This is a genomic window from Tumebacillus permanentifrigoris (assembly GCF_003148565.1).
Classification (GTDB): domain Bacteria; phylum Bacillota; class Bacilli; order Tumebacillales; family Tumebacillaceae; genus Tumebacillus; species Tumebacillus permanentifrigoris.
In genome coordinates, this window is the sequence record NZ_QGGL01000017.1 from 92,349 (window position 1) to 103,350 (window position 11,002).

Consider the following 11,002-nt stretch of genomic DNA (forward strand, 5'->3'; position numbering starts at 1 on the left):
TCACCCCTCTTTCAATGCACGGGCGACTCTCGCGTCTACTCGTGCTTTGATCTTGTCCTTGTTGGAATTGAGCGGTCGTTCCAGGTATTTGCGTCCCTTGATCCCCTTTTGTTTCACCCTCCGCCCCAGCAGAACGAATTTGCCATCCTTCGAGAGCATCGGAAACTTCTTCGACCCATAGGGGTTCACCGGACGGTCGCCCCAGTTCTTGAAAGGGACAGCTAGGATCTTCTTGTTTTTCGCCGTGATGACAAATGGCTTACCCTCGGGTCCGTAGATGCCAGTGCCCTCATGAACAGCGAACGCATAACGCGCAGCGGGGCCGCCGTAGCCGGCGTGAACCGTGACCTTGGCCCCTTCGATCACCGGTTGTTGAACGTGGCCAGTCGCTCGGAGGTTGCCAAAGTCGACAGGGACTTCCTTTTTGCTCTCAGTCATGACCAACTCAGTGCCTTGATAAAGGCCGATCGCAACCTCGTTGATCACTTTATGCTGCACTTCGAGGACGCGCTCGGAAAGCTTGTCCAGTCCAGCGATCTTGATGTCGACCCGCATTAGAAGTACACCGTCCAGTGGTGGACGCTTCCGTCGAGGTCAAACTGAGGTTTTACGCTGAGGATCGGTGGTTTTGATCCATTAGGGAGCGTGACACGGCTTTTGATGCCAACCACAACCTTTCCGTCGAGATAGATATGGCCGCTGCTCACAACTTCGTTGTTCTGATCGTCACGAACAGCCTTGATTTCCAACATCACGAGGGCTTTACAAAGTTCAGGTGGACCGTATTCGACTGTTCCGTGCTTTGTTGTCCCGGTGGAGTTCTCGATCAACACGGTCTGTGTGAGTAGTTTCAAGATGGATTTGTCCATGTGCCCTCACCTACCTCGACATCATTCCACGCGAGAACGTCCCGCTTGTGCCTGATGTCCCGCTGTATGGCGCTGCCAGAGCCGTCCCGCCAGTGGTTGGCGGGATGATACTCTGTCCTCGCGCCTGCAGTGAGTCGGCAAGGTCTCTGAACGCCTTCGCTCGTTGCGAAAGTGTGACTTTGAGTTCACCAACCTCTTTGTCTGATTCCCGCGAGAACTTCGCGACAACGGCCCGGGCGCACGAAGCGGCCGCGAGTAGGACGTTTTGTTCCTGAGTCAACGAGTACTCGATCTCCTCGTCTTGCAAGAGCTGGTCATCCGTGTCGGTGTCTCCTATGTGGAACCGGACTTCATCGCGTTTGCTCGTCCTCGGGTCGCCGCTGTAGGTCCACATTTATTTCACCGCATTCGCGAAGAAGTAGCCCAGATCCGGACAAACAACCTTTTGGTCAAAGGCCATCTCGCCCTCGATCCGCTCGGTGCCCTTACCCAAATGATCCATCTGGAGACGCACAATCCGGTTGCCGTAGGCGCCAGCACCTTCAAGTCCAGTCCACGGGAAGATGTATCCTGCGGACGGTACTTGCAAGCCCGGATCTTTCGGCGCGTAAGAAAGTAACGCATGTTTGCCCATGACGAACTTCATCGCCGCGTTGCTTCCTTTTTTGGCGGTATTCAGAACCGCTTTTGTGACCAAGAACTTCTCGACCTCAAACAACCCGGCCAGCATGTCCGCTGTGATGGTTGCTTTCTGCGTATACCTGATGCGATCAAGAATCTTCGGATGATTCTTGAGTTGGTTGAACACATGCGCGCTGATCGTCAGGATGTTCGGTTCGTAGCCGGTTTGTTCGAGCGTCAAGATCCGGGCATTGTCGATATCCGTGATCGGATCAGAGTCCGGGTCATCCCATTGCAGGAAATGCGTTGCGTCGGTTGTGGTCCCAGATGCTACTCCGGAAGTTTGTTGGCCCCAGATACCGGGTTTGAAGTATTTTTCAGCCCACAGCACTTCACGCTTGATCATCAGCTTGCTGGTGACGATTTGTGTAGCATCTCGATCTGGCTTGAGCGGGTCATTCGAGTTTTTACGGTCGCGCTCGGTGATATCTTTGTGCAATGCGTACACCTTCGCGTAGTAAGTCGGCGTGTTGTCTACCTCGTAGTCCATGCCAGCCGATTCCGTTGCGTTCGCCCGTTCTTTCGCTTCATCGCGGAACAGGTCTTCCTTCGAGTATACAAAGTATCGATCCGCCTCGCGTTCAACCGGAACCTCTGGGAAAACTTTATCAGCCACGAAGTTATTTTCATCTTGCATGTACGCCACGCTGATATTGGTCAGCATTTGGTCAACATGAGCATTGCTGTTAGACGGCATTCAAGCCACCTCCTGAGAGTTTTTTAGACGATACCGACCGGAGTCAGCAAGACAGCTACGATTTCTCCAGCTCCCGCTGCGCTTTCAAGTGCGATGCCGAAGCCTCGATTACCAGACACGGCGCGAACGGCGCGACTTTGAGCGTCGATTGTGATCGGGTCGCCAGCACTGAACACGCCACCTGCCATAGTCGGGGCCACGCCTCCGACTTGCACGGATGCGGTACCGCCTGCGCGGACATCCATGTCGAGGATTCCGATCACAAAATCCAACGGATCATCCGGTTTGACGACTTTCCCGTCAGCACCCACACTCACGGCGCGGTAACGGTGTAGAGTCAGGTTTTGGTCATTGGGGATCGAAATGCGTACTGGTACTTCTTGTGCCATCGGAATGACCTCCTATTGATTTTTACGGTACTCAGTGTAGAGTTCCGGGTTGTTTTGCAACGCTTTGGAGAACGCTTGCTCTTTCGTGAGAGTGGGTTCGCTCTTGCGGAGTTCCTCAGCGGCCAACTCCACGCGTTTCATGACGTCGTTCGAACCGCCGCCAGCACCTTTGCCGATCTCTTTGAACAGGTCGGAGTCTGCCATGGCCGCATCCACAGATTTGAGCAATTCGTCGAGAATTTTGTACTCGTCCGGGGCTTTCTCAGCCAGCGCCTTGAGCACCGGTCCGAAATCTTCCGCTTTGACGGGGAGTGCACGATACCCGGCGGCTTTGTTGATGAAAGTTTCGGTCAAGCGGGCGTCGCGCTCGGCTTTGGCGATGTCGTTTGCTTCTTGGGCTTGCTTCGCGAATTCTTCGGCTTGTTTCTTGGCATCCGCAGCCTGTTTCTCGATGGTTTCAAGATGCTCTCGCAACTCAGGAGACAGCGCGGATTTGTCGATTTGGATCGGGATGTCTTTCGGCATTTTTTCATCTTCCTTTCGTTTATGAAGGTCTTCTCGCGGTTCGTTACCCGCGAACATTTTTTCCAGCTCGGCCTTGGTCAGGCCTGATCCTTGCAACGCATCGAAGAACTGTTGCAGGACGACAATCGATGCGCTTTGTTTGTCGGAGACGGTATCGTCATCGAGGATGCTGTCGAGCGATTCACGTAGCGCGCTTGTCAGTTGCCAGAGGACTTCGTCGCGGTTCCGATCGTCGAGCACTTCGTTCAGGTCTTTTGCGCTAGATTCGTCGCTCGAATCGAACAGACTCTTCAAAAAAGCCTTCGCTTTCTCGCTGATCTTTTGTTGTGGCGGCTTGGGCTCTCCCACAGGGGCACCTCCTCTCTTGAAAAAAATAACCCGCGATTGTTGATTCGCGGGCCGATCCACGAGGGAACCCTCATGAATCCTGAGATTTTGCAATTTTGTAGGGCGAGACATGAGTCATTTCACCTCCTCTCAGCTAAACAGGGACCCGAATCGCCTTTCCGCCGATGGAAAATGCCCCGTACTCCCCGCTTTTCACCTTCGCCCATACGTCGGGGTCGTCGATCTTGAAACCAACCCACCAACCAATGGGCATGATGCCCTCCGGGATGCCCCATGCTCGCTGTTTCTCGGCAGTGAACACCGTCGACTCGACCAACCGCCCGATACCTTCGAAGCGTTCATGCATCTCACCAGCAATCCGGGCATGCAACACGAAGTCATACGCTGCCGCTTCGAGTTCGTGTTCCTCTATGATGTCCCCATGCAAGTCGATCACTTGCACTCCCTCTGCAGTCACCGAAACAGAAAGCCAACCGAACACCATCTGCTTTTCGGTGTCTGTCTTGGTGATGCTAAGAGGTGCCGTCCAATCGTCTTCCGGTGCAAGATCGGACTTTCCAACATCGAAGGTCACAAAACCATTCTGCGCTCTGGCGGCACCATCACCGGTCAACGGAAAGGTATGCACTTCATCATCACCAACTCGCACCTGAATGCTGTCGAACACAATGGGGACCGAATCCCCGTGAGTCACAAGGGCGTCCACATCCTGCTCTACGTAAGCAAGCGTGATGTGCGGTGTGTACCCATGCGCGCGACTTGGCGGCGCTCCTGCGGTCTCCAGCGCGTCCACAACTGCATGCCGGAAGTCAGGGAGCAACGGAGCATCGAACGAGGAGTACACAACATCCACGCCGCCCGATGTTTCGCTGGCATAAAATCGCCCGACCCCACTTGCCTCTCCTGCGACAGGAGGCAACGCCTGCGCGATGTTCTTCATGGCTTCGATTGCTCGTTTTGTTGCCTCGCCTGTCGCGTTTGGGGAGTATGTGAGCGTGAGGTGCATGTCCTCGGGAGCCTCGCCACCGGGGATTGCCAGTTGCTTCGCTGTCTCGGGCGACAACCAGAAGCCCACCCACAACCCGCTATGCCCCTTTGTCAAATCCAACTCTTCCACCTCCACAAGGCCCATTGCACAACGACAACGCGGGTGCAATGTCGGGCACTTCAATCCGTTAGCAAACTCACCATCGATCGGCGCGCGCTTCCCGTTCATTGCCATGCACGTCGGGCACGTTCTATCACCCGGTGTCGCGATCCACTCTTTCATGAACAAGTTGTCGTCCAGATACCCATCTTCCCGCGCTTGCTCCCAGAGTAAATTCTGGCCGTTGTTGCTCGCGTTGATCGTCTCGGTACGGGCAATGTTCTCTGCGCGCTGTTCAAGGAGGTCGCGGGACAGAGCTTCCACTTTCGCATCGGCCTGCTCAGAGGTTGCACCACTGTTCAGGAGATCCGTCCGGGCCTCTACAACTCGTTTCGCGTCTGCCTCAGTCAGTCCGATGTGGTCGACGATCAGTTTCGCGCTCTCTCGCGGGTGCCCACCCTTCTCAAATGCGTGTTCGATGATCTGGCGGGTCGCCTGTTTCGTCTCTTCGGTCACCTGCACGATCAATTCGCCACATTTCTCAGATGCCCAGCGTTGTGCCAAAGGGTTGGTCTGTTTGAACGCGACTTCTACGCCGATCTTCTTCGATGTGACCGGCACCTCTGCGCGTGCGGCCTGCTCCGCTACCTTCTGCAACACAGGCTGAACGGTGCGCTCAAGCTCCTTCGTCAGGGTCTTCCAGTTGATCGACGCCTCCACCGCTTTCACATCGCCAGTAGAAAACGCAGCCTCCACCTTTTCGAGAACGGTGTCAGACTGCGTCTTTTTGACTGCATCTATGAAGGCTTTGATTAGCTCAGGGGAATGAAGGTCTGCGATCTCTTGGAGTGCCAGCCAATCGGGTGGTTGGGTGTCGTCCGACTTCCAGATCCCGTCGATCAGCTTACTCCATAGTGTCTTCAGGGTCTGCATGTTCGGGGTCGTCGGTTTCTTCCGGCTCGCCATTGGTAGGTTTCACCTCCCCTCGGTTCTCGGTCGGCTTCAACGGCAGATTCGCCGCACCACGCAGGTGATTTTCAAGCTCCTCGTCTTTCCCGATTTCAAACCCGGCTGCATTCATCGACTTGATGAACTCACCAAGCTCCTGCAGGTCTGGAGACTCGACGTCACCATGCACCAACTCCGGTAGAGCAGTGAGACCAGGGAAACTGTTCAACGCAAACAGTCGAGGGATTGCGTGAGCGTTGAACACCTCTGCGATCTCGTCGAGGAAAGCCCCGATCGCCACGCTGAACATCTTCGTTTTGTTGTCGCCAAGAGAGTGGGTGCCGGTCTTTTGGTGCCCTAGCATGATGAAGTCGGCGAGGACCGTCATCGCCATGCGCTGCTCGTACCGTTGGATTACCTCCGTGGTATCAAATTGCCGCCTGCCGCCCGATGTGAGGAGATGGAGTTTATAGCCCGTTTTCGCTGTTTTTCCATCTAAGTCCGTCGTCTCTTCGGCGGGGAATATGATTCCTTCCTCACTATCACGCCTGATCGACGTAACCACAGCGGAGATTGAACTCAGTAACGCTTTTTGTTCATCAGTTGCACTGGGCGATAGGATTTCCGGAGGCACTAAGGCAACAGGTAGTCCCGCGAGGTCGCGTTCGATGCCAATCCCCTCGATCTCTTCGATGTTCTTCTTGAAGTACCAAGGTCGGTATGCGTTACGCAAAACACTGCGGCCTTCCGGGTTGTTCTTGGTCGCTTCCGTGCGGAACAAGAGTGCCTTTTGAATCGGGATCGTCCGTAATTGGTAGTCGGGAGGTCCAGACTGTTCCATCGCTTGGATGCCGCCCTCTTCGTCGAACACCCAGCGTAACAGCGTTTCTTGCGAACGAATCGGAATCTTGCGCCACCCGATCCTCCCATCGTTGTGCTTGCTGCGCTTCGTCGGGTCCTTGCTGTCTCCAAGGCGACGTTTGTAAACGATCTCGTGGTAGCTCCAACCGAACGGGAGAAAGGATAGGATCTCGGTCAGCGTGTCGTGCCAAGTCATGCTCATGTCGTAGAGGCATGATTCCAAGAATTCAGCCGCTTCTTTGTCGGCCGGACTGTCTCCGCCGAGCTCGACCCGCCACGCCGCCTGCCTGATCAGCATCTTGATTGCGAAAAGAATCGAGCCGATCACGGGGTCGTTGTCTCGCATCTCTCGGTACACCTTGATGCCTTTGGTTCCGCGGAGGTCTGACAACCACTCCTCAGAGACTTGCCCCCCGAATCGCGTCAGGCCGGTGGAACCGTGTTCCAGATAGATATTTTGATTTGCCATATTGCTACCTCCATCGGTTCGTTCCGGCTCCAAGGGTCATCGGTTTGAAGTTTGTTTCCGGTTTCTTTGCGTTGCGCATATCTTCCTCAAACGCATACCGCGTCGAGTCGATCGTGTGGTTGTCCTTATCGTCGAGCTCCGCGCGTGGGTTGCCGTCGGTATCTGTTTTGAAGTCGATGTTTTCGAACTCACGTGCGATGTTCGGCGTTCGACGGGGGTCGATGATGATCTCCTCGATCTCCTCACCCAACCACTTCTCGCCGTACTCCACCGATCCCGGACCCTTCTTCGCACCGCGGATCTTCACGCCGTGCTCGCGCATCTCGTCGACCGACTTTGGTTCCGCACTGTCCGCCGTGGTCATCGTCGTGTGATAGCCCTTCGCTTTCAAGCGTTCAGCCAGCACACGGTTCGGGATCTTGACGCCATACACTTCATCCATCGCATAGATTCGCCGGCGGGTTTTATCGTAGTGCCAGCGGACGAACGCGACCGGGTCCACACCGTAGCCCCAGTCATTCCCTTGACGGATGTTATCAAAGGTGCGGAACTCATCGTCGGTGATCGTTCGGAACGTCAGATTGTCAAACGGTACAACTCCGCTGCCGATCGCTTCCCCTCCGTACTCCCACGCATGCTTTTGTGGATTTTTGCGCTTGACCTCTTCTGCTTCTTGCACGAATGCCTTAGAGATGTGCGGGTTCTGGAGGTAGGTCGAGTGGTGAACGTAAGTGTTGGCCGGCACCAGATGCGACTCGTACTTCTTGTTGACCCAGCTCTGCTTTCGCTTTGGCGGGTTGTACGAGTAGTAGAAGGCATAGTGCAGGCCATCTGGTAGTTCGGCGCGCAGGACGGAGTTCTCGATCATGGAGACCTCGTCCTCCGTCTTGAACTCCGCAAGCTCCTCGATCCATAGAAAGGCAACCGGATACTTCGACATCTTGATCGACTTGATCTTCGCCGGATCGTCAGCACCACGGAAGATGATCTTGTTCCCGCGAGGCTTGTAGATCAGCTGCATCGGCGACTTCTGGACTTTCCAATAGTCGGAGACGTTCAGGATCTCGATAGCTTCCTTCAACTGCTCGAAAACAGACTCACCAAGCGTGTTGGCGACCTTCCGGACGCACAGTGTGGTCACCGGGTAGCGCATCATGTCCACGATCAGCTTGAATGCGATGTGCGTCGACTTCGCTGAGCCCCGCCCGCCTTTGAGGACGTGCCGGAGATACTTCTTCGAATTGGACGTCCTCCAGAACGACTGGAAGTGCGGGGTCACGATCTCAGAGAGTCTAATCTGCACCGCTATCCCCTCCGATGTCGTCCACGATCTGCACGCCGATATTTACGTTGACGTCGCCGCCATCCTTCCACATTCCGATGTGCTGGCCGATGAGCTTCAATGTCTGCAAACGGTCAGGCATCTCCATCTTCAAGCCGTCCTTGCCTTTCGACAGGCCGCCGGTGATCGTGCCGTCGAAATCCTCGTTGAACACCACATCCTGCACCTCGAACTCCTCCACATTGCCCCCCGGTTGCAACACTTTCACCTTGCGGGTGATGAGCTGTTGGAAGTCCCGCGTGTTGTAGTCAGCCATCTTGATGAGGCGTTCCAGTACCCAGTCGGCGTCGACCTTCTTGCGTTGAGCACGAGCAGTTTGAGCTGCGTCGATAGCGGAGCGGATGTGAACATTGGTGTACAGGCGGTGTCCCTGCTCTTTGGCAGTCTTGGCGCTGTAGCCAGCCCGTATAGCCGCCTGCGTGGCGTTTGGGACTATCAGGTACTCCTCGACGAATCGGCGCTGTCTTGGCGTGAGATCGGGGTTTGTTGGCTCCTCTGCACCGTCGACGACTTCTGCTTCCGGCGGGCTCACTCCACGCTCCTCAGGGTGCACCTTCGAATTAGAAGAGGGTGCACCCTTTGTATGTACGGGTGCACCCTCGTTCTTCGTCCATTTGTCGCCTCGCTGGGCATCTCGCTTCATCCACGACTTGAGGGTATCAACCGACATCCCGTGTTTCTCTGCCAGCGCCTTGGGTCTAATGTCGGTTGTCTCGTACTCCTTACGGATCTCCTCGCGGTTCATGTGTCATCACCTCACCTCCATGGAAATGAAAAAGCACCCTTGAGGGTGCTTAACTTAACAATGTTTCGATTTCATTGAGAATCATGCCGTTATTTTCGATGTCGTTGTTCAAGCGGAACTCTTCGCGATTGAGCGTGTTTTGGGCTTTTACCCAATCTTTTTCAGTCGATTGTACGACGTTTTGCTTAAGTGGTGTTTCCGGTAACCCCTTCGCTACCTCCCAACGAAATTTCAGTCGCTCCACTTCTCTCTGAAGTGATGACAACTCCGCCTTCGCGCGATTAAGATTGATTAACAAATCATCTTTCCAATTATTCAGGTCTTCTCTCTGTGCCGCAGTCAGCATCTTAACTCACCTCCATCATCAACATTCGACGCCTAGCAGGAAATGCCTACATGTCGGACGAAGTTAGGGTGCGGAAAGGAGGGGTCATATGCAACATTTCGATAGCGAAACAATTCACGCCAACCTGAATCAAGAAGTTGCTGTGTTTAAACGCAATGGTTCGAATGTGACGGGCGTACTTACGAAGTATGACGAAGACAACAACGTCATCCACATTAGCTCAGGTGATTCGGTGTCTGTGATTCACTTGTCGGAAATCGACAAACTTGAGAATAACGAGGACGACGGCTACGTCTTCATCATGTAACCAAACCACCCAACCGGGTGGTTTTTCTATTTCCCCACCGACCACCCGTCCCGCACACAACTCGCATACGGGCAGGAGTACCGCCCTCCGTTGTCTCGGAGCCAGATGCACCCTTTGCATGCTGTCGGCGCTTTCGGTTGCTCAGGCGGTCTCTCACGACGATATCCCAGTTTACTCATCTATGTCAGCCTCCCTATCAGGTAGAGTACGAGTAGCCAGAAAAATACTGTTGGGTAATACGCCCTGACCATTCGCTCTGTACGTTGCTTACGGCGAGCGTCCCGGAAGACACGTGCTCGTCCAACCATCCGGCGACGGTAGGTATCTTGGATCGGTGTCGGGATCATCGCTTCTTCACCCCGCTACACAAAGACGCCACACCGCGACAGCACCATATGAACAGAGCGAAGGGCATTAACCACAGCAGGTGGTACCACGGGATATCGTCCCATTTCACCACGGGTCATCCCTCCTTTCTATTCCTCTCCCTCATCCTCCGGGTCGTAGCAACGGCGGTAGTGATCCTCTGCCTCACGGATGACGACCTTCGGGTCGGTGAGGACCTTGCTGATCATGCCGCCAGTGATGTGGTCGTAGACCTTGCCGACGTTCTGGATCAGGAAGTGCAGATCGCACAGTTCCTTCTTCACCTGATCCATGTCGACGTTGCCTTCTGCATCGGTGACGAGTGGCTTCCAGAACTCGATCCAAACCTGTTCGACATCCGCGATCGGGGTTTGGATCGGGGTCCTCGTCTCGATACGGATGCAGTTGGCGAGCTGATCGCGCAGTTTCTTGATCCGCGCTTCATAGAACTGAACCAAATGTTCATTGCTACCTGCCTTAGCTTCCGGCAGGTAGCGTTCTTGGATGTCGAGCAACTCTGCCTTGTGTTGATAGATGCCCTGTTGAGTCAAATACACTTGCGCCATAAGGGGTTCCCTCCTCTTGTTTGGTCAAAAGAAAAGAGAGCGAGGATTTATCTCCGCTCTCTCAAAATGGTGTATTCGATTCCGAAACTCGTATAGACGTAGTTCGTTACTCTCTTTACATGCTTGGTATTTGGACGGACCACGTAGATCCCGCGATCAAACTGCGCCATGACCGCATGTAGTATTTCCGGCACAACGCGGTAATCGTTTGGTTTGGGCTCGAATTTGAGAATCCACTCACCGCCGCAATCTACTACGAATTGATCGTTCTCCATATGTGTTTCACCTCGACTACAAGCATAAACGCCAGCTTACACATTGGTCAACGGATCAGCAACGCCCACCAGCGGGCCGTAGCGCGGGTGGTGGGCGTAGTCATCGGTCGACGTTAGGCGGTGTGCTCTACCGGGATATCGGTGCGCTCGGTCGCTTTGTCAACGCACTTGAAGTAGTTGC

Annotated in this window: 13 protein-coding genes; 1 reads left to right on the plus strand and 12 read right to left on the minus strand. The window is 54.6% G+C overall.

Annotated elements, in window-relative coordinates; genetic code table 11:
- The 11 genes from C7459_RS17915 to C7459_RS17965 all read right to left on the minus strand — a co-directional run bounded on the left by C7459_RS17915 (position 1) and on the right by C7459_RS17965 (position 9,307).
- On the minus strand, positions 1–555 hold the full coding sequence (locus C7459_RS17915; RefSeq protein WP_109690662.1) for a hypothetical protein: 555 nt from the start codon (positions 553–555) through the stop codon (positions 1–3).
- Positions 555–869, minus strand: a complete 315-nt coding sequence (locus tag C7459_RS17920; protein WP_109690663.1) for a hypothetical protein — start codon at positions 867–869, stop codon at positions 555–557. Before C7459_RS17920 ends, C7459_RS17915 begins: the two co-directional genes overlap by 1 nt.
- Before the next feature lie 10 nt (positions 870–879).
- On the minus strand, positions 880–1,149 hold the full coding sequence (locus C7459_RS17925; protein WP_146201038.1) for a hypothetical protein: 270 nt from the start codon (positions 1,147–1,149) through the stop codon (positions 880–882).
- A gap of 114 nt (positions 1,150–1,263) precedes the next feature.
- Positions 1,264–2,247 carry a major capsid protein gene (locus C7459_RS17930; RefSeq protein WP_109690665.1) on the minus strand — a complete coding sequence of 328 codons (984 nt, stop codon included), beginning with the start codon at positions 2,245–2,247 and terminating at the stop codon, positions 1,264–1,266.
- A 23-nt stretch (positions 2,248–2,270) separates the two neighbouring features.
- Positions 2,271–2,636, minus strand: a complete 366-nt coding sequence (locus tag C7459_RS17935; RefSeq protein WP_109690666.1) for a DUF2190 family protein — start codon at positions 2,634–2,636, stop codon at positions 2,271–2,273.
- A 12-nt stretch (positions 2,637–2,648) separates the two neighbouring features.
- Complete coding sequence (locus C7459_RS17940; protein WP_109690667.1) at positions 2,649–3,509, minus strand: hypothetical protein; 861 nt, start codon at positions 3,507–3,509, stop codon at positions 2,649–2,651.
- A gap of 133 nt (positions 3,510–3,642) precedes the next feature.
- Positions 3,643–5,562 carry an XkdF-like putative serine protease domain-containing protein gene (locus C7459_RS17945; protein WP_109690668.1) on the minus strand — a complete coding sequence of 640 codons (1,920 nt, stop codon included), beginning with the start codon at positions 5,560–5,562 and terminating at the stop codon, positions 3,643–3,645.
- Entirely contained in the window at positions 5,501–6,874 is a 1,374-nt protein-coding gene (locus C7459_RS17950) for a phage portal protein family protein (RefSeq protein ID WP_109690669.1), read from the minus strand. The genes C7459_RS17945 and C7459_RS17950 overlap by 62 nt, the downstream gene beginning before the upstream one ends.
- A gap of 4 nt (positions 6,875–6,878) precedes the next feature.
- Entirely contained in the window at positions 6,879–8,183 is a 1,305-nt protein-coding gene (locus C7459_RS17955; protein ID WP_109690670.1) for a PBSX family phage terminase large subunit, read from the minus strand.
- On the minus strand, positions 8,167–8,961 hold the full coding sequence (locus C7459_RS17960) for a terminase small subunit (RefSeq protein ID WP_109690671.1): 795 nt from the start codon (positions 8,959–8,961) through the stop codon (positions 8,167–8,169). The genes C7459_RS17955 and C7459_RS17960 overlap by 17 nt, the downstream gene beginning before the upstream one ends.
- A 49-nt stretch (positions 8,962–9,010) precedes the next feature.
- Complete coding sequence (locus tag C7459_RS17965; protein WP_109690672.1) at positions 9,011–9,307, minus strand: hypothetical protein; 297 nt, start codon at positions 9,305–9,307, stop codon at positions 9,011–9,013.
- Positions 9,308–9,395: 88 nt separating this feature from the next.
- Here C7459_RS17965 and C7459_RS17970 point away from each other — a divergent pair, with 88 nt between their 5' ends.
- The gene (locus C7459_RS17970) at positions 9,396–9,614 is read left to right on the plus strand and encodes a hypothetical protein (protein ID WP_109690673.1); all 219 of its coding nucleotides are present in this window, start codon (positions 9,396–9,398) and stop codon (positions 9,612–9,614) included.
- A 476-nt stretch (positions 9,615–10,090) separates the two neighbouring features.
- Here the strand turns inward: C7459_RS17970 and C7459_RS17975 are convergent, their stop codons facing one another.
- The gene (locus tag C7459_RS17975) at positions 10,091–10,546 is read right to left on the minus strand and encodes a hypothetical protein (protein ID WP_109690674.1); all 456 of its coding nucleotides are present in this window, start codon (positions 10,544–10,546) and stop codon (positions 10,091–10,093) included.
- Positions 10,547–11,002 lie beyond the last annotated feature (456 nt).